Here is a 19,839-nt window from a genome sequence, read left to right as displayed (position 1 = left end):
ACACCACTGGCAAAACCGAGCACTAGCCCGACATACCCCAAACCTCTAGCGGCGGAAATCCCTATCGCTATATTGCCAATACGCTTGCCCAACTCTTTCACAAAGCCTGTTTTTAATATTTCATCCGCATTATGAATGACGGACTTCGTGGAGAGTTTTAGATTACGCTTGATTTGCGTGTAAACAGGGAGCTGAACGTTACGCTTGGAGAGTATTGCAAAAGAGCCATCAAGCTTTTTAAACAACGCCGCACGGTCAGCAACAAATGCGCCGTAATTCATGCCTCCAGTACGGCTCGCCATAGCCACTTGAGAAGCATAAAGAGTATTTATTTCTAACAGGACATTTTGAATGTTCTTTAAGTTTTGTTGGACAAGCGCAGACGTTGCCCCAACGCCCGTCGCCACTTGAGCGTAATAATCCGTTGGCAATCCATCTTTACGGATTCTTTCATCTAGTTGATGAGAAAAAAGCTCAAAGTGACGGTTAAGCGTGACCACTTCCTCATCCAGAAGTTTGCCTAATTCAGCACTGGCGATCTTGGCTTCTTCTATCCACTTATCGAGTAACTCCTGCTCGTGTTGTTTTTCTGGTTTCGTTGTTGGCAGTAAAACAATCTCACCCTGACGCACAGGCTCATTGAGGTGTGCATTACACTGCTTGATGGTTTGCTTTTGCTCTGTGGTGGTTTCAGAGGTAAAAAGACTGTTCCACAAGGCAGATTGTGATTGAGTAACCGGTGATTGCATCCAACCTAGCTCAAAGCTGACTTTATTTTGAAGCTGTTGCCATTCCTTTTCTCGTTCTTGAAGCCGCTCTCTACGCTGTCTTTCAACTTTTTCTCTGGGAGATTCTTTGGTGGCGACGGGCTCCTTTACCTCGTTTTTTACTGGCATCAACGAGCCGGTGGGCGCAAAATTGCTAGCCGTCGCGCTTTCTACTGCCGCCTTTGACGCGGCCGATTGCCTAGCCATCTCACAACTCGTACAACGACACACTGACGGGTTGGGATGCATCAAAGGACACCGATGAGGCTTAGAAGGGTCAAAGATATCGGGTAAGCTCATATCACTTTCCACGCAGTTGAAATGAATATGCGCATCGTATCATTACAGAGACGATAAATTGGTGCGTAATATTTTGGACATATGTTAAATGGTCAACATCCCTATCAAAAACGCCTCTTAGAAGCGCCTCAATATCACCCTCTGCTTGACCGAACTCATACGTCATAAGTTCAGTCAGTCGAACTATTTTGTAACCCACCGCATTGCCCGCCAATTAAGAATCATAGCGATGCATTCTACTCAGTAAGCTAGATTTTTGGATACTTTTGTTGTCATCGCTAGGTTAACTCTGACCAAACCGTGAAGTAGGTCCAATAGATTTATTGATCGGGCCTTTAATAATCTGCCAAAGCTACGGCGCATACACATGTGGACGACTTATAATGATGCTCTGTATTGCAATGAATGTGGAGAAGTACTAACAGACTTCACTTTGTTTGATACTGCGCACTTTTTGACTCAAGGCCCGTGCTCTACAAAGGTTACCGACGCAAAGATGTCATCGGTGTCCGGTTTTTCTTTTTTGTCTGCAAGTGCGCAATTTTTCGCTTTGAATTTAACTGTAGTGGCCAACTAACATTGGCCACGCTGTTAGAGCGCGTGAGAACAGGGATCCGTTCAGCAAAATCAAGTAATCACACTCGACAAGTTCGGCTCGCTGGCTTTGTAACGCTTCTGGCTTGGTTCAAACGCGATATGCATTCCCACGCAGGAGCGTGGGAACGAGTAAGCGATCGAGACCATGGCTAGGTGAGTCAACTCCAACACAAGAAACGCAGCCCCATGGCTGCGTTTTGGCTTTCTATCCCCAACCCAAGATTATTCTGTCGGTTCGATGGTCAGTGGTTCCCAGGTGGCGGTGGTGTTGCCGCCGGCACCGATGTGATCTTGGTAGGTGCGGTCTTTGAGTAGGGTGTAGTACACATCCACAAAGTCATCATCGTTGGTGAGCCAGCCGTCGGGGATGGCTTCAATGATTTTGCCGGTGATCTTGGTGATCACGCCATAGGCTTGCACCTCTAAATCTGGAATGGCGGCAATGATGTCGCTCGCCACCTCGTTTAACTTCAAGGCCAATTCTTTGTAGTTGGTGCCGTCGTCTTGCTCCATCAAGATCACGTCCGCCGCGCCCCAGCGATAACGCTCCCAGTGGATCATCACTTGATTAGGGTGATAGGTGGTTTGGTCGTAATCCAAATAAGGCATATCGACAATATCTAGCGTGGGCTCGTCACGGCTGGGGTTCACGCCGGTGACAATCGCGTATACCTCGGCTGCGCCGGAGATCCAAGGCTCTTGGTCGTCTTCAAGGCGGATTGATTTGAGTACTGTGGTGTCAATGGGCTCGGCCGGCCCTTGTGCCATCATTGGCGCGTGACGACGCTGACGGGGCGCTGGGGCTTGCTCGGCCAGGGTGCGGCGCATCACTTCTAGGCCAGCTTTAAGTGAGGCTTCACCATTGGCATCCACTACCAAAATAGGACGGTCAGGCAACTGATTAACGTCTAGCCAGTGTACCTTGCCGTTGGTGTCGTAGGCTTCAATCTGGGTCCAGGTTTTATCATCGCCTGCTGGCTCAAAGGCAAACAGTGGCGCTTGGCCAGCTTGCCAGCGTGCGAGCATGCTGGGGTCTGCCAGACGCACTTCAAGCAACTGTTCGGCGACCTCTTCGACCCCTTGTGCCTCTCGCAAGGCGCGGTCGGCCGCGCGCAGTTGATCATTAAGCTGATGTGCACGCGTTTGGGTGAGACTTTGTAGCGACGCATTCAGGCCATAGGCATTAATGCTACGGTGGAGCACAGGCGCTAATAGCGCATAATCTTGACTCAGTTGTTTGGCGGTGTCGCGTTTTATATCAACCACTGAATTATCGGCATTGGCCGCAAAAGCGGGAGTCAAAGCTTGGGTGATGCCAGCCAATAATAGGGCAATGAGCGTATTTTTCTTCATCGCGTTTCCTTTTTGTTGTGTTTCCAACTGACGCCAGCGGATGCTGACTAAGGCCATCATGCGACGTAAATGAGAAATAATGCTATTTAGAAAATAATGTGATGTGAGCCGAGTTCATAAAAAAGGCGCAACTGCGGCATGAAATTAGTCACTTTTGGTACCAAAGTGTGCGAGTGGCAAAAAAACGCCCGGCCAAGTGGCCGGGCGTTAAAGCGAAAAGGCGTGAGGTTAAATGCCGTCGCGTTCGAGTGGGCAGCTCATACAACGCGCGCCACCGCGGCCACGACCTAGTTGGTCGCCCGGGATCGAGAGCACCTTGATTCCGGCTTTGTCGTATTTCTCGTTGGTGTAGGTGTTGCCTTCATAACCAATCACCACCCCAGGTTTGACCGTGAGCACGTTGTTGGCATCGTTCCATTGTTCGCGCTCAGCAGCATAGCTGTCACCGCCGGTGGTAATGATGTTCAGCGGGCCAACGTCGAGCGCTTTTTCAATCGCGGTGAGGTAGCAAGACTGCGCTTCCACGTTAAGGCTGTCTTCGCCTTTGCGGGTTAGGCGCCAGCATGGCAAGTCGGGACGCATCACAGTGGGGTAAACCGAGAAGGTGTGCACGTCCATGTGGGTCATCACCGTATCTAGGTGCATGCACGAGCGGTTTTTCGGCAGTTGCACTGCAATCACTTCTTTGGCTTGGCCACTAAACAGCAGGCTGCGTGCCAGCTGCTCAACCCCTTGTGGGGTGGTGCGTTCGGACATACCAATTAACACCGCGCCGCGGCCAATAACCAGCACATCGCCGCCTTCAATCATGGCGTTGTCGTAGTCACGCACTTCATCGCCGAGGTAATTAATAAACGGGCTATCGGCAAATTCAGGGTGCCAGCGGTAAATGGCACGTAGGTGGTTGGTTTCACGTTGGCGCGCCGACTTGGCCATGGGGTTGAGTGATACGCCGCCATATACCCAGCACGAGGTGTCGCGGGTAAATAGGTGGTTAGGCAGCGGCTCAATCACAAAGTCGGTCTTATCATGCATGGCCTGCATCATCGAGGATGATTGCACGGGCAAGTCGATATAGCTTAAACCGCCAAGTAGAATGTCAGCCAGGGTGTTGTGGTCAATGTCCGCCATATAAGCGCGTACATCACTGGCGAATTGATAACCGAGACGATATTGGTTGAGTTGGGTGTCGAGCAGCCATTGCTTGGCTTCTGGCACCGCGAGGGTTTCGACCAGTAAATCGTGAAGTAGGTAAACGTGTACGCCTTGGTCGATCAGTGTGCGGGCGAACATATCATGCTCTTCGCCCGCGCGCTCAACGGCCAATACATCATCAAACAGCAGTTCATGGCAGTTAGATGGCGTCAGGTGGTTCAACGCTCGTTCAGGGCGGTGAAGCAGTACACGCTTCAGTTGCCCAACTTCGGATCCAACGTAAAACTCACTCATGGTAGGTCCTCTTTTTCCTTAATACGGGCCAGGTAATGAGACAAACAGCGCTTTGCACACACGGGAGGTGTACTCACCGGTTAGGTGGGAATGCAGGCCGTTTGCACAGGGTGGGCGTGTCTCATCTCCTCCTTGGATGCTCGAATAATGACAACCTTCTCGGGGGAGGTCAATGTTACAAATCACTAACAATCTCGCCGAACTAGCAAGGTCACAGAAATTTCATTAACTTGGCGGTTTTCTCATCAGTGACACTATGATGGAACGTGGCATTTTTTGCTAAACCGTGCCATATTGCGCCCGTATTCATTTTCTGGAGTCGCGTCTATGTCACAGGCTGAACTTATCGAACAACAACACCAAGAAACGCGGATGATCATCGAGGAGCTTCTCGCCGATGGCAGTGATCCTGATGCGCTGTATACCATTGAGCACCACCTGTGTGCCGATACCTTTGAAGCGCTGGAAGATGCGGCGGTAGAAGCCTTTAAAATGGGCTTTGAAGTGGCCGAGGCTGAAGAGCTTGAGCTGGAAGAGGGCGGCACTATTGTTTGCTTTGATGCAGTGATGGAAACGGCCTTGAATGCTGAGCGCATTGATGAGCAAGTTGAAAAGTTGGTGGCGTTAGCGGATAAGCACAACATTGATTACGACGGCTGGGGCACTTACTTCGAATCGGATGAAGACGACGCTCCCGAGAGCGAGTAACGCGCGATCGCCGAATAAAGCATACTGATTAAAGCCACGTTAACGTGGCTTTTTTTGTGCCTAGTGGGGTTAGAGCATCTTTATCATGGTGACTTCACAGCTATCGTGACCGGTGTTGCCCATGCGCGCACACGGGGTAAAGCCGAGTGATTGATACAAGGCAATGGCGGCGGTGAGGTTGGCGGTGGTCTCGAGATAACAGCGTTGATAGCCCCATGCACGCGCTGTTTCCATCGCCTGAATAGCTAATTGCTTCGCCATCCCTTTGCCTCGCAGTGCTGGCAAAAAATACATTTTTTGTAGCTCGCACACGCTATCGTGTCCAGGCAAAGGGGCAATACCGCCACCGCCGAGGATCTCCCCATCGGCTTCAATCACCCAATAGGCCGCTTGCGGGTGCGTATATTGCTCGCTAAGGCAGTCAAGGGTGGGATCAGCGACGCTAAACCCGGCATCGGCACTGAGACCATGCTCGGCAGAAACGCGACGAATCACATCGGCAATCGCAGGGTTATCGTTTGGTGTCATTAAACGCACGGTTAAAGGTGCGTGTGAGCTTGGCTCGTGTAAGTCTTGGGGCCTATCCTGGGCCATGAATACACTCCGAATTATATGTATCAATAAATTACCTCACCAGATGGCTTTTCACAACTGAGTGCCGCCGCAGCAAGATGCGTTTATGGTCGTCTTTTATTATTCCGCCTCATTCTTAAGATTGCCTTGTGTTATTTTTTCAGTGCTCTCTTGTTCTCCCCCCGTTGCGGGATATTGGTTGTATTTCTGTCTATTTTTTTAACCAAAGCACTCAAGCTTGTGCCATAATTCCTGCCGGTTTTTTGGACGTTGTAATGTTAATTAGCATTTATTATTGATTAAGAGATAAGTGAATGGAAAATCAGGTTAAATTTCATGGTCAGGGGAAAGAGTTCTTCGGCATATGGATTGTAAATATATTGTTGTCTTGTGTGACTTTGGGGATTTACTCAGCATGGGCAAAAGTACGAACCAATCAATATTTTTACGGTAATACAGACATTGCGGGCGATCGTTTTGGCTATCACGCCTTACCTAAACAAATTTTGATTGGCCGAATTATCGCAGCAGTGTGTGTATTGGTTTGGGTGATTGCTAATCAGCTTTTCCCCATTGCATCACTGGCTTTGCTAGCGATAGGGGTAGCCTTGATGCCCTGGTTAATTCGCAACAATATGCGCTTTGATGCCAGAATGACCAGCTACCGTAATGTTCGGTTCGACTTTACGGGCAAACTGTCAACCGCGTACTTGGTTTTCTTGGGGCTGCCGGTATTGTGCTACCTCAGCATAGGCGTGGTGTCGTTCTTTGGCGGCTCGCAACTGACTGGTGGCCATTTTGGCTTTGGCATCACACTCCTTTTACTTGCCATTGTGGTTGGCTTTTTGTCTTATGCATGGATTGCCTCGCAAGTCGCACGTTATTACCTCAATCACTCTACCTATGGAAATCAAAAATTTAAGGCTGAGGTAAGCTGGAAAATATTTGCCAAAACCTATCTGCAAGCCGGCCTTATTTGGTTTGGCCTTTCGGCGATGGCTGGGATCGCAGTGGCCATTGTGATGGGAACCGATGTTAGTGCCTTCACATCGCCAAGCAGCGGCAGCTTCCAGTTACTAATCATCGGCGCCTATTTGTTCTTGGCGCTGACGGTCATCATTATTAACGCTTTTATTCGTACTAGGATCCGCAACTACCTCTTTGGTCAGGTCGAAATCGGCGATAGCCCTGCCTATCAATTGGCGTCTCGCATGACAGTGGGTGGGCTTTTGTACTTACTGATGACGAACTTGGCGTTGCTGATTGTCACCATTGGTATTGCCACACCATGGGTAAAAGTGCGCACTGCGGCCTATCTTGCCAATGTGACCTTTGTTATCGGTGATTTGTCTCAGCTGCACGCTGAAGGCGAGGCGGTGACCAATAACAATGCCGTGGCTGACGAGGTGGCTAATGCCTTTGATTTAGGTGTAGGTATTGGATGAGTTGGCGAGGCATCTATCACCCTCCCCACAGTGCGACAAAGCTCGATGCTGAGCTAACGCTGGCTGATCGCCATGTGTATGTCACCACTGAGCAGGGTGAACATGCTTGGCCACTTGTAGACATGGATGTGTCGGTACCGGTGGGGAACCTGCCATTGGTACTGACCTTTCCTGACGGGCAAACATTCACCCCTGATGAGAGTCAGTCTCTGGCCACTGCGCTTGGACCTTCGCGGCGCGGAAAGTGGTTGCATTGGTTGGAGCAGCACAAGTTAGCGATTCTGGCAAGCTTGCTGGTGGTCGTGTTATTGGTGGTGCTGCTGTTTAGCCATGGTTTGCCTGCTTTGAGTCGTAGCTTGGTGCCCTGGGTGCCTGATGAGGTTTCCCGCCAGATTGGTCAGCAAACTCAGGAGACCTTGGATGAGCATATGCTAGCGCCGACTGAGTTGAGTCAGGCAACGCAAGTGCAGGTGCAGCAACAGTTTGACGCTTTGGTCGGGCAGTTGCCGACGCTTCCTGTTGAGCCAAGGCTCGAGTTTCGGCAGTGGGAAGGCACTGCGAATGCGTTAGCACTCTCTGATGGCACTATTATTGTGACCGATGCGCTTGTCGCGTTAGCGGATACCCCCGCACAACTGAATAGCATCTTGTTGCACGAGGTGGGGCATTTGGCATACCAACACTCGCTGAAGTCCCTGGTGCGTGCCGCCCTGATCTCGACCACCGTTGCCTTGCTAACCGGTGAAAGCACGGGGTTAGCTGACAACTTATTGGGAGGTGGCGTGTTTTTGCTGACGCAAGGCTACTCACGCGACGATGAGCGAGAAGCCGATGCGTATGCCCAGCAACATATGACGGCTATCTATGGGGATGCGAATGCGATGAAGGTGATGTTTGAGCGGCTCGGTGAGGCAAATAATACGGGTAAACAGCTAGAGTGGTTAAGTACGCACCCTGGCATGAAAGCGCGGATTGAGGCGATTGAAAGCGCGCGTTAAATGCTCGTGAGCAAGCGTAAACAATAAAAAATCATCGGCACCTTCAGCGTGCCGGTGGTTTTTTTAATGATGATGCCCCAAGTGAAGCGGTGCCGGTTTTACCGCATGGCGACGCTGCCACACCTTTTCATGGAAGAAGTACGCCAAGGTGTTGATGCTCGGCTCAACCAGCGCCAGTGCGCCACCGACTAGCCAATCGCCACTGATTAAATAGCCCACCAAAAAGGCAACGTTAAAGTGTATCACCGCAAAGCTGGCCGTTTTGACCGCTGGGCGCGCTTGGCGGCTAAGCTGCCAGAGTTTTTCATGAAGATAAAACGCGCCAGTATTGACGGTGGGCTCGGTCATCGCAATCAGGCTGCCAATGATGATATCGCCGGTTAGCACATAGGCCACGGTAAAGGCGATAGAAAAGTGGATAGCCGCAAAACTGAGTGTCTTCTTCATGGTGTAGCTCCTTATTGGCAACACGCGTTTAATCAACACTGACAGTATGTCGTGTCTGTGTCGATAAATAAAAACGGTTCTCACTATCTTTTACATAGAGCAGAGCTATCAACGGCGATCAGTGCTAGGGATAACAAGCGTTTAAAAGCTGACCAAGCCAAGGTTGCGCTGAGGTGGGATATAAAAAAAGCCACACCGAGCGGTGTGGCTTGATAGGCTAAGTGAGCCGAGGATTATAGCGCGGCGATCGTCGCTTTTTGCTCGCCAAGCTTGGTGAGGCTCTCACGGTAGCCGTCGAGCTTTTCACGCTCTTTCGCCACTACGGCTTCAGGTGCTTTGGCGACAAAGCTTTCGTTGCCCAGCTTGCCTTCAACACGCTTGATTTCACCTTCGACTCTGGCGATTTCTTTATCCAGACGTGCTAACTCGGCGTCTTTATCAATCAAGCCCGCCATCGGGATCAAGATCTCCGAGCTGCCGACCAACGCAGAGGCACACGCAGGCAAGGTTTCGCTACCGTCAAGCACGGTGAAGTTGCCGAGTTTTGCCAAGGCATTCAAGGTGGTGCGGTTGCGGGTGGCACGCTCAGCATCACGGCTATCCGCGGCTTTTAGCATCACTTCAAGCGGCTGGCTTGGCGCAATGTCGTACTCTGCGCGCAGGTTACGAATGCTGACGATAAACTGCTTCACCCACTCAATGTCTTCTGAGGCTAGCGCGTTAACACGGCTGGCATCAAATTGCGGCAACGGCTGGTTCATAATGGTGTCGCCGTCGACACCGTCAACCAGTGGTTTGACGCTCTGCCAAATCGCTTCCGTGATGTATGGGATCACAGGGTGCGCTAGACGCAAGGTTTTTTCCAAGACAGTGATCAGGGTGTAACGGGTCGCACGTTGCTGTGCGTCGTCACCTTTCCACAGTACGGGCTTGGTGAGCTCTAAGTACCAGTCACAGAACTGGTGCCAGATAAACTCATACAAGACACCGGCCGCCATATCGAGACGATAGTTGTCGAGGTGAGTATTGAAGTCTTTCGCCGCTTGCTGGAACTGAGACTCGATCCACTGATCGGCCAATGAGAATTGCATCTCGCCGCCGCTCATGCCGCAATCTTGCTCTTCGGTGTTCATCAGTACGTAACGGCTGGCGTTCCACAGCTTGTTACAGAAGTTACGATACCCTTCAAGGCGCTTCATATCCCAGTTGATGTCACGGCCGGTTGAGGCCAATGCCGCGAGGGTAAAGCGCAGTGCGTCGGTGCCGTGGGCCTCGATGCCATTCTCGAAGGTTTTACGGGTCGCCTTTTCAATCTTTTCTGCCAGCTTCGGCTGCATCATGTTGCCGGTGCGCTTGGCAACCAAGTCATCAACACTGATGCCGTCAATCATATCGAGCGGGTCGAGTACGTTACCCTTGGATTTTGACATCTTGGCGCCACTTTCATCGCGGATAAGACCGGTCATGTAAATGGTCTTAAACGGCACTTGTGGCTTGCCGTTTTCATCCTTGATGAAGTGCATGGTCATCATGATCATGCGCGCCACCCAGAAGAAAATGATATCAAAACCTGACACCAACACATCGGTGGGGTGGAAGGTTTTCAGTGCATCGGTGTTTTCTGGCCAGCCTAGCGTACCGAACGTCCAAAGCGCGGAGGAGAACCAAGTATCCAACACGTCTTCGTCTTGGCGCAGCGCGACGTCGTCGCCAATCTGGTTATCGCGACGCACTTCGTCTTCGTCACGGCCCACATAGACATTGCCTTGATCGTCGTACCACGCAGGAATGCGGTGACCCCACCAAAGCTGACGTGAAATACACCAATCTTGCACATCACGCATCCACGCGAAGTACATGTTCTCGTACTGCTTAGGCACAAATTGGATATCGCCGTCTTCAACAGCTTTTACCGCCGGCTCTGCTAATGGCGCGGTGCGCACATACCACTGGTCGGTCAGCATTGGCTCAATCACTACGCCGCCGCGATCGCCATACGGCACGGTCAGATCGTGATCTTTAATTTCATCCAATAAGCCCAGCGCATCAAATTCGGCCACGATCGCTTTACGTGCGGCAAAACGCTCCAGGCCTTGGTAGTTTTCTGGCAGGGCACTATCGAAAGCATCGCTTGGCTGGCCTTTATGGTCAAACACTTCAGCCTGATCGCGAATGTCGGCGTTCAAGGTCAGGATGTTGATCATCGGTAGCTGGTGGCGCTGGCCGACTTCGTAGTCGTTAAAGTCGTGCGCGGGGGTGATTTTCACACAGCCGGTGCCTTTTTCCATGTCGGCGTGCTCATCGCCCACAATTGGGATGCGACGATTGACCACAGGCAGCAATACGTGCTTGCCAATCAGGTCTTTATAGCGCGGGTCTTCTGGGTTGACCGCAACACCGGTATCGCCCAGCATGGTTTCTGGACGAGTGGTGGCCACCACGATGTAGTCTTTGCCTTCGGCAGTTTGGGCGCCATCAGCAAGCGGATAACGGAAATGCCACATGTGGCCTTTCTTATCTTTGTTTTCCACTTCTAAGTCAGAAATGGCCGTGTGCAGCTTAGGATCCCAATTCACCAGGCGTTTACCGCGGTAAATCAAGTCTTCCTGGTGCAGGCGAACAAACACCTCTTTGACGGCATTGGAAAAGCCTTCATCCATGGTGAAGCGTTCGCGATCCCAGTCGACAGAGGCCCCTAAGCGGCGCAATTGTTGAGTAATGGTGCCACCAGATTCGCCTTTCCATTGCCAAATTTTGTCAACAAAGGCCTCACGACCGTAATCGTGTTTGGTTTTGCCTTCTTCGGCGGCGATCTTGCGCTCCACGACCATCTGCGTCGCGATACCGGCGTGGTCCGTTCCCACTTGCCATAGGGTATTTTTGCCCTTCATCCGTGCGGCACGGGTCAGGGTATCCATAATGGTATCCTGGAACGCGTGGCCCATATGCAGGCTACCGGTCACGTTTGGAGGCGGGATCATGATGCTGAATGCATCTTTGCTGGTATCACCATGAGGTCGGAAATAGCCTTCCTCTTCCCAGCGCTGATACAGCGCTTTTTCGATTGATTGTGGATTATATGTCTTTTCCATAGCGCTCTTGAAAGATCGTCAAGGTTTGGGCGATTGGTCGATGGCCAGGGTATGAAGTTGCAGGCCTGCCAGTCGGTATGCTTTATATCGGTGACGCGCGTGCTGTTTGAGCGTCTCATCGCAAGGGACGAAGTCTACCACTTGTGCAAACGAAGGCGCAAAATTTGATGGCTCTGTCGCCAAATTGATAAGCACGCTGCGATGACCCGTATGACGTACGCCAGGCCAGCCGATTTCCACCGGTGCGCCGCCTCGCGGCCCTTCACCGACCAAGTTATGGGGCAAAAATACATCCGGGTCACGTTGCCACAGTAGATCATCGAGTTGATGCGCTTGGGCTTGGTCGTGCGCGGCCAGGTAAATGCGTTGCCCTTGTTGATAGTAGTAAAAAGCCAGTTCGATAGCGGTTGCTACTATGATTTGTGTGTCACGTTGTTGCGTGTCACTGTCTTTGCTTTCACGCGCTTGCTGTTCGGGTGTTAGCCCCGGGCGTTCGGTATCGTCGGCTGAATCAGTCGGCGATAGCAAATAAAAGGTGGCGGTGGGCATATACGCTCCTAAATATGAGAAACGGCCTCCGTCCCAAAAGCAGGGTGTCCGGGTAGCGCGAGCCCAACAACATAGCCGATTGTGCGCACTGACACCAGTATTGAATAAAGCGTGAACAAAAAAAGGAGGCCGGTTGGCCTCCTTGTGTTCGTTACTCTTCCACTTCTAGGCCAGAGCGGTTAAGTAGGAATTGCACCAACAATGGCACGGGGCGGCCGGTTGAGCCTTTTTCTTTACCGCCGCTTTTCCATGCGGTACCCGCGATATCCAGGTGCGCCCAGTTGTATTTCTTGGCAAAGCGTGACAAGAAGCACCCGGCGGTGATGGTGCCGCCACCTTTACCGCCAATGTTGGCCATATCGGCAAACGGGCTGTCGAGCTGCTCTTGGAACTCGTCAGTCATTGGCAGACGCCACGCTCGGTCACCGGCTTGCTCTGAGGCGTTAATAATATCGTGCGCCAATGGGTTTTGGTTGGCAATCAAGGCGCTGATGTGGTGGCTCAAGGCCATGATGCACGCGCCCGTTAAGGTCGCCACATCGATCACACACTCTGGCTCATAACGCTCGACATAGGTGAGGGCGTCACACAGTACCAAGCGACCTTCGGCGTCGGTGTTGAGCACTTCTACTGTCTGGCCTGACATAGTGGTGAGAATATCACCCGGGCGATAGGCTTGGCCGTCTGGCATGTTTTCGCAGCCTGCCAGCACCCCAACAACGTTAATCGGTAGGTTGAGCTCGGCCAGCGCGCGCATTACCCCAAACACGGAGGCAGCGCCACCCATGTCGTACTTCATTTCGTCCATGTTGGCGCCAGGCTTGATGGAAATGCCGCCCGAGTCAAAGGTTAGGCCTTTACCCACCAATACAATCGGTTTGGCGTCTGGGTCAGGGTTATTTTTGTACTCCATGATCGACATCATCGACTCATTTTTTGAGCCTCGGCCAACCGCCAAGTACGAATGCATGCCCAGTTTTTCCATTTCTTGCTCGCCGATGATACGGGTTGTGACCGTTTCATAGTCGTCGGCAAGGCGACGCGCTTGCGAGGCAAGGTATGCCGGGTTGGCCACGTTCGGTGGCATGTTACCCAAGTCTTTACAGGCGTTAACACCAGAGGCAACCGCCAAACCGTGCGCGATGGCGCGCTCACCCAGGTTCAGCTCACGACGCGTTGGCACATTGAACACCATTTTGCGCAGTGGGCGGCGAATTTCTGGCTTAACGCTTTTGAATTGGTTAAAGGTGTACAGGCTGTCTCTGGTGCTTTCAACCGCTTGGCGCACCTTCCAATAAGTGTCACGGCCTTTAACATGCAGCTCGGTTAAGAAGCAGACCGCTTCCATTGAACCGGTTTCATTGAGGGTGCTGATGGTTTTCTTGATGATTTCTTTATACTGACGTTCACCGAGCTCACGCTCTTTGCCGCAGCCGACCAACAATACGCGCTCTGATAGGACATTCGGGACATGGTGCAGCAGGAGCACCTGGCCGGGTTTACCTTCCAGATCACCGCGGCGCAGCAGGGCACTGATGTAGCCGTCGCTGATTTTATCAAGCTGCTCGGCCACTGGGGAGAGGCGGCGAGGCTCAAACACACCGACGACAATACAGGCACTGCGTTGCTTTTCGGGGCTACCGCTCTTTACACTGAACTCCATTTGTACTCCTAGATCCTAAAGACAATTGAGACCAAATGTTGGATAATGCCGCCTCTATGTTGTTGAACGCTCTAGATGCGCCCGGATTAGCCGGCGGTCAACAAATGGCCGAAAGATTAGAAAACAACTAATTAAACCAGAAACTATAGTTATTCGAGTAAAAAAACAAGTTTTCCATAGGTGCCTTCGCTTTGATAATTGTTCGATATTTGATCCGGGAGACGGTTAAGACGCAAGTTGCAGTCTTATTTGTGTTATTTCTGGTCTTTTTCAGTCAAAAGTTCATCCGTGTGCTGGCCAATGCCACAGAAGGATCGATCCCCAGTGATCAAATTATTACCTTAGTGGGTTTGTACATGCCGTCCATGGCAATGTTGATGTTGCCGCTTAGTTTGTATATCGGGATCTTGATCACTTTTGGTCGTCTGTATGCTGAGAGTGAGATCACCGTGATGAATGCCACCGGGATCGGCAATGAGTTTCTGATCCGCGCGGCGCTTTACTTGGCCATCATTACCGGCTCGGTGGCCGCTTTTAACGCACTCTGGCTAACACCGTGGGCCAATAACCAAGAGTTAGAAGTCATGGAGCAGCTGGAAGCTAAATCAGGGCTTGAGTTGCTGGTGCAAGGACAGTTTCAAAGCGCCCCCTCGGGCGAGGCGGTGATTTTTGTTGATAATATTGAAGATGATGGCCAAACCCTGAATCAGGTATTTGTTGCCCAGCCCGTGCCGCGTGACTCCTTGTTGCCCAACGTGGTGGTGGCGGATAAAGGCTATGTTTCTGAGCTCGACGATGGCCGCCAAGTACTGGACTTGGTCGATGGCACCCGTACTGAGGGGCTGCCGACCCAGCTTAACTATGGCGTGACCACCTACGAGAACTATCAGGTCTTAATTGGTCAACGCGAGGTGCGCGAGAAAAGCCGCGATTGGGACGCGGTGCCTACCTTGCAGCTGTTTGGTGAGTCGAGCTTGAAAGCACGCGCTGAGCTACAGTGGCGTATTTCCTTGGTACTGTGTATTCCATTGATGACCATGATTGTGGTGCCATTGTCGGCGGTGAATCCGCGTCAGGGACGATTTGCCAAGCTCTTCCCCGCTATTTTGATTTACTTGGCGTACTTTTTGTCGATCAGTGCGGCTAAATCAGCGGTCGAAGACGGCGATCTCCCGGCACAAATTGGGCTTTGGAGTGTTAATGTCGCCGCCTTGTTATTGGCCGTCGTGCTTGCCGGTTGGGACTCGCTACCGGTGCGAAAACTCAAAGCTAGCGTAAAAGGATCTGCCTGATGTTTCGCATTCTTGATTGGTATATTGGTCGCACCCTGATTGGCACCTCCTCCTTGTGCTTGGCGACACTGGTGGGATTATCAGCCATCATTAAATTTGTTGAGCAGCTGCGCTCGGTGGGAGATGGTACTTACACCATGGGCAAGGCGATTTTATACGTGGCATTGAGCATGCCGCGCGATATTGAAATGTTCTTCCCGATGGCCGTATTGCTGGGCGCCTTGATTGGCTTGGGGATGCTGGCATCCAGCTCCGAGCTGGTGGTGATGCAGGCAGCGGGGATCTCTAAACTGCAGATTGGCATGTCGGTGCTCAAAACGGCGATTCCCTTGATGCTAATCGTGATGGTGCTGGGCCAATGGGGCGCGCCCGATGCGCAAAAAGCCGCGCGTGAGTTACGTGCCATCGCTAAATCAGGCGGCAATGTGATGTCGGTACGGCGCGGCGTATGGGCGAAAGACGGCAATGACTTTATTTATATCGCTCGTGCCGATGAGCAAGATAATCTCACGGGTGTGAGCATCTGGAAGTTTGACGATCAGCAAAACATGACCAATGTGGTGTTTGCTGAAAGTGCCGATTATCTCAACCAAGATAGCTGGATGCTCAAAGACGTCACCATTACTCGGATGCAAAAGCGCGAAGCGATTTCTAACGTGCAGCAAGATCAACTGGTGTGGAAAACCACCCTCACGCCAGACAAGCTGGCGGTCGTGACGGTAAAACCCGAGGAGTTATCCTTATCAGGCTTGTACAGTTATGTGACTTACTTACGAGCTTCTCAGCAAGATGCCTCACGCTATGAACTCGCCTTATGGCGAAAAGCCGTCCAACCCTTGTCGATTGCGGTCATGATGTTGCTGGCGCTCAGCTTTGTGTTTGGCCCACTGCGGAGCGTTACCATGGGGGCACGCGTGCTCTCTGGGGTGATTTTTGGCTTTGGCTTTTATATTGCCAATGAGGTCTTTGGGCCAATGAGCTTGGTATACAAATTACCGCCAGCGATTGGTGCCATTACCCCAAGTGTGATTTTCTTAGTGATCACCTTACTGCTGCTCCGGCGTAAACTGTAACTGGTCAGGTGCAAATTATCGCTTGGCAGTGAGCCATCGAAAAGGATCTAAAAAGGGCCGACATGCTGTCGGCCCTTTGTGTATCACGGATAGGAGAGTCAATGCTTAGAAGCTGTAGCTCATGCCTAAACGTAGGTCTCGTCCTGGCTCAGGCATGCTACTGCCGCTGCTTAAGGTGAACGAGCTGTGCTCGCTGTATTCCTTGTCGAGCAGGTTGTTGACCGCCAATGAAACCGTGAGCCCTTGGTAGGCCGCTGGCTGCCACTGCGCGCGTACATCATGCACTACATAGCCAGGCTTCTCGTGATCGCCGTCTTGCACATCAGTTAAGCGCTCAACGCCTGTCAGGGTATAACCTAAGCTGACATCCGTATCGACCAATTGATATTGCGTATCCCACACCCAAGTATTACCGACTGATGCGCCGACTGCCATTTCGTCGCCTAGAGGATCGCCGTTTTCATCTTCCATGTTGACATGGCTATAGCTAAGCTGCGTATCGAACTGATTGAGCGCCCAACCCACGCGCGCCTCGATACCTTGGCTCGTGACCTCATCCTCGAGGTTGTAAAGGTAGTGCGGGTCGCTGCCGCGATCATACGCCTGGAAGTTTTCTATGCGGGTATTAAAGCCGGTGACCGCCAGATTCAGGGTGTCTTGCTTGGTCAACATGCCATAGCCTTGCCACTCAACACCGATTTCAGCTTGTTTAGCGTGCTCGGGCTGTAAATCTTTATCTACTTCAACGGCACCGCCAATCAGCAACACTTCCCGCGTTTTGGCACCGCGCACGGCTTCACCGTAGCCAGCATGGAGGCGTAGGTTGTCCGTCGCTTGATAGCTCAGTTGCACGTTAGGTGAAACCTCACTGCCATCGACTTCGCCCGCTTGGCCATAATCGGTGTGGTAGTCATCAAAGCGTGCGCCCCATGCAATGCCAAGATCGCCGACTGTCATTCTATCTTGTAAAAACAGGCCGATATTGCGCGCTTTATCTTGGTTATTAGCGCCGCTGGCTTCATCGTAATCGAGGTTTTCGGTTTTTTGCTCGAACATATCGATACCCGCGGTGAGCGCATGTTGTACCGCGCCGGTATCAAAGCGCATTTGGTTACGAATATCGCCGCCGATTTGACGGGCCCGGCTAAAGGTTTCGCTTTCAATCCGATCCAGATCTAAGGTGTTTTGATACAACTTGGTGGTCAATTCAATCCAGTCAGAATCCGGTGCCCAGCGATGTTGAAAAGAGAGGGTTTCGCGCTCGGTCTCTTGATAGCTGCGAGACTGGCGGCTGAAGTAGGGCATATGAGCACGGACAAAGTAATCGCCCTGATCGGTACGACGCTCGGCACTGACACGGACATCGTGATCGCCATGATTTAACAGTGATAACTTAACTAGGTAGCTACGTTGTTGGCTCGCCGTTGCCGGCTGCAGATCGCCGCCGCCGTGGCGATAGTCATCACTATTACGGCCTTTCATGTAGGCAAGAATACCGAGCGACTCTCCCAAGCGACCATAGACGGCAGAGCTGCCAGAGGTGGCATTGGCTGCACTTTCAAGACCACCTGAAAGTCGGGCACCGATAGTTTGGCCGGCGCGCAGCATATCTTGTGCGTCTTTGGTTTCAAAACGTACACTGCCGCCCAGCGCGCCGGGGCCACTGTCGGCACTCGCTGGACCTGACTCGACCCCGACTCGCTTGAGAAGCTCGGGCTCAATACTTAAACGTCCTTGGTGGTGGAATAAGTAACCCCCTTGTGCGGCACCATCGACGGTGATGTTGAGGTTAGTGTCTTCAACACCCCGTAGATAGACCTTCTGTCCGGCACCTACGCCACCACCGACGTTGATGCTGGCGTTGTCGCGAAACATGTCTTCCAGATCTTGTGCCTGACGTGCTTCTAGCTCTTCAGCACTGACCGCCATCTTGCCCTGTAGGCTATCGGCGGTGACCGTCACCGTTTCCACGGGCTGTGCGTCTTGGGCGTGTGTGGGGAGGCTTAGCGTGCCTGCCGTAATGAGAGCAAGGGTAAGCGGGTTTAAACGTAAATGCATGTCATACTCCTATGCAAATAGTTCTCATTTGTTGGTGGCGGGACTATATCAGGCGCAAATAGGATTCACTATCAAAAATTCTAATAACAACCATTATCATTAGTGTTTGTAACTGTTTTGTATGTGATTAGGGAAGAGATGTAGCGCTGATGTTTTTTCTTGAAGATAAAAAAGAAAGAAAAGAGTAAAGAGAAAGCAACGCGGTTGACGACAAACAAGATAACGAGTGGGGGAGTGCGAGTGACGCAGCAGTAGACAACGTCCCGGCGTAAAAAAGCCGGCAACAAGAGGCCGGCTGATAGATAGACCGTTTATCGTGAGTGTGAGGCGCGCCTTATGGCGAGTTGTCGTCACCCACATATTGGAAAGCTTTGATCACGCGCTCAACGCCACGCACATTGCGGGCGATATCCACCGCTTTGTCCGCTTGCGCTTGGGTCACTGCCCCCATTAAAAACACTTCTCTGGCTTCAGTGATCACCTTGATGTTGACCGAACGCAACTGATCATCAGCCACGAATGCTGCTTTGACGCGGGTTGTGAGCCAGCCATCGGTGCTGATATCGGCAAGGCCAATCATCGGTGCGTCGCGCACTTCGTTATAGACTACGTCGACATTATCTAACGCGCGAATCCGCTCAACCAGTTGCTCGGTCAGAGCCGGATCGGTGCTTTGCCCCACCAACAGAGCTTGCCCTTGAAAAGCGGCCGCTTTTGCTCGAATTTTGTTCCTAAACGGTGGCTTGTTGACAATCCCAGCGGTGTTTAGGCCAATTTGCGTGTCCTGCCACTCCTCGCCAGTGGTGCGTGGATCGGAAGAATACACGGTGGAACACGCTTGCAAGGCAAGCGCAAACATCAAGGTGACTATCAGGCGCATGATTTATTCTCCGTGAGAGGGGAAGAGCACCTGATCGATGAGATCGCACAAGCAATGCACAGTGAGTAAGTGCCCTTCCTGGATCCGTGCCGTGCGTTGTGATGGGATACGGATTTCTACATCGCGCTGTCCGAGCAAACCGGCCATCTCTCCCCCGTCTTTGCCGGTCATTGCAATAATCGTCATATCACGGGTAACGGCCGCTTCCATGGCTTTGATGATGTCTTTGCTGTTACCACTAGTGGAAATCGCCAGCAAGATATCGCCAGCTTGTCCCAACGCACGAACTTGCTTAGAAAACACTTCATCATGACTGTAATCGTTGGCCACCGCCGTTAAGGTGGTGGTGTCTGTGGTCAGTGCTAACGCTGGCAAACTCGGACGCTCGGTTTCAAAGCGATTAAGCAGGCAAGAGGCAAAATGTTGCGCGTTGGCCGCGGATCCGCCATTGCCACAGCAAAGAATTTTGTTGCCGTTAAGCAGGCTTTGTACCATCACCTGTGCCGATTGTGACAGATACTCAGGGATCGCTTCGGCAGCAGCAATCTGGGTTTGAATACTTTCGGTAAAGCTCTCTTTGATGCTCTCTAGCATG

16 protein-coding genes are annotated in these 19,839 nt (G+C 51.8%); 5 read left to right on the top strand and 11 right to left on the bottom strand.

What is annotated here, in order from left to right; genetic code table 11:
• The 3 genes from BZG25_RS04360 to arcA all read right to left on the bottom strand — a co-directional run.
• Positions 1-974, bottom strand: a 974-nt coding sequence (locus BZG25_RS04360) for a hypothetical protein (RefSeq protein ID WP_371326846.1), incomplete at its 3' end; no start/stop codon positions are given.
• A 912-nt stretch (positions 975-1,886) separates the two neighbouring features.
• Entirely contained in the window at positions 1,887-3,017 is a 1,131-nt protein-coding gene (locus BZG25_RS04350) for a DUF3103 family protein (RefSeq protein ID WP_077638569.1), read from the bottom strand.
• A 228-nt stretch (positions 3,018-3,245) separates the two neighbouring features.
• Entirely contained in the window at positions 3,246-4,466 is a 1,221-nt protein-coding gene (gene arcA / locus BZG25_RS04345; RefSeq protein WP_077638568.1) for an arginine deiminase, read from the bottom strand.
• 327 nt (positions 4,467-4,793) lie between these two features.
• Between arcA and rraB the strand changes: the two genes are divergently transcribed.
• Positions 4,794-5,174 carry a ribonuclease E inhibitor RraB gene (gene rraB, locus BZG25_RS04340; protein ID WP_077578682.1) on the top strand — a complete coding sequence of 127 codons (381 nt, stop codon included), beginning with the start codon at positions 4,794-4,796 and terminating at the stop codon, positions 5,172-5,174.
• A gap of 69 nt (positions 5,175-5,243) precedes the next feature.
• Here rraB and BZG25_RS04335 read toward each other — a convergent pair whose 3' ends face one another.
• Entirely contained in the window at positions 5,244-5,768 is a 525-nt protein-coding gene (locus tag BZG25_RS04335; RefSeq protein ID WP_077638567.1) for a GNAT family N-acetyltransferase, read from the bottom strand.
• 293 nt (positions 5,769-6,061) lie between these two features.
• Between BZG25_RS04335 and BZG25_RS04330 the strand changes: the two genes are divergently transcribed.
• Both BZG25_RS04330 and BZG25_RS04325 read left to right on the top strand, forming a co-directional pair.
• A complete protein-coding gene (locus BZG25_RS04330; RefSeq protein ID WP_077638566.1) occupies positions 6,062-7,192 on the top strand; it encodes a YjgN family protein in 1,131 nt (376 codons plus the stop codon).
• Complete coding sequence (locus BZG25_RS04325; protein ID WP_077638565.1) at positions 7,189-8,190, top strand: M48 family metallopeptidase; 1,002 nt, start codon at positions 7,189-7,191, stop codon at positions 8,188-8,190. The genes BZG25_RS04330 and BZG25_RS04325 overlap by 4 nt, the downstream gene beginning before the upstream one ends.
• A gap of 63 nt (positions 8,191-8,253) precedes the next feature.
• On the opposite strand, the gene BZG25_RS04320 is transcribed toward BZG25_RS04325, so the two are convergent.
• The 4 genes from BZG25_RS04320 to pepA form a co-directional block, all read right to left on the bottom strand.
• Complete coding sequence (locus tag BZG25_RS04320; protein ID WP_077606068.1) at positions 8,254-8,637, bottom strand: DUF2061 domain-containing protein; 384 nt, start codon at positions 8,635-8,637, stop codon at positions 8,254-8,256.
• A gap of 233 nt (positions 8,638-8,870) precedes the next feature.
• Positions 8,871-11,729, bottom strand: a complete 2,859-nt coding sequence (locus BZG25_RS04315; RefSeq protein WP_077638564.1) for a valine--tRNA ligase — start codon at positions 11,727-11,729, stop codon at positions 8,871-8,873.
• Between the two features lie 18 nt (positions 11,730-11,747).
• A complete protein-coding gene (locus BZG25_RS04310; RefSeq protein ID WP_077606070.1) occupies positions 11,748-12,278 on the bottom strand; it encodes a DNA polymerase III subunit chi in 531 nt (176 codons plus the stop codon).
• Positions 12,279-12,429: 151 nt separating this feature from the next.
• On the bottom strand, positions 12,430-13,941 hold the full coding sequence (gene pepA, locus BZG25_RS04305; protein ID WP_077606071.1) for a leucyl aminopeptidase: 1,512 nt from the start codon (positions 13,939-13,941) through the stop codon (positions 12,430-12,432).
• 191 nt (positions 13,942-14,132) lie between these two features.
• Between pepA and lptF the strand changes: the two genes are divergently transcribed.
• Together lptF and lptG are read left to right on the top strand one after the other, a co-directional pair.
• Positions 14,133-15,233 carry an LPS export ABC transporter permease LptF gene (gene lptF / locus BZG25_RS04300; protein WP_046073952.1) on the top strand — a complete coding sequence of 367 codons (1,101 nt, stop codon included), beginning with the start codon at positions 14,133-14,135 and terminating at the stop codon, positions 15,231-15,233.
• Positions 15,233-16,306, top strand: coding sequence for an LPS export ABC transporter permease LptG (gene lptG, locus BZG25_RS04295; protein WP_046073953.1), 1,074 nt, complete (start codon positions 15,233-15,235; stop codon positions 16,304-16,306). Before lptF ends, lptG begins: the two co-directional genes overlap by 1 nt.
• 105 nt (positions 16,307-16,411) lie before the next feature.
• Here the strand turns inward: lptG and BZG25_RS04290 are convergent, their stop codons facing one another.
• The 3 genes from BZG25_RS04290 to BZG25_RS04280 form a co-directional block, all read right to left on the bottom strand.
• A complete protein-coding gene (locus BZG25_RS04290; protein WP_077638563.1) occupies positions 16,412-18,364 on the bottom strand; it encodes a TonB-dependent receptor domain-containing protein in 1,953 nt (650 codons plus the stop codon).
• 334 nt (positions 18,365-18,698) lie between these two features.
• On the bottom strand, positions 18,699-19,244 hold the full coding sequence (locus tag BZG25_RS04285) for a BON domain-containing protein (protein ID WP_046073954.1): 546 nt from the start codon (positions 19,242-19,244) through the stop codon (positions 18,699-18,701).
• Between the two features lie 3 nt (positions 19,245-19,247).
• Positions 19,248-19,838, bottom strand: a complete 591-nt coding sequence (locus BZG25_RS04280) for a phosphoheptose isomerase (RefSeq protein WP_046073955.1) — start codon at positions 19,836-19,838, stop codon at positions 19,248-19,250.
• Position 19,839 lies beyond the last annotated feature (1 nt).

Source organism: Salinivibrio sp. ML198 (assembly GCF_001996015.1).
Taxonomy (GTDB): domain Bacteria; phylum Pseudomonadota; class Gammaproteobacteria; order Enterobacterales; family Vibrionaceae; genus Salinivibrio; species Salinivibrio siamensis.
This window is presented reverse-complemented; position numbering and strand designations above follow the sequence as displayed.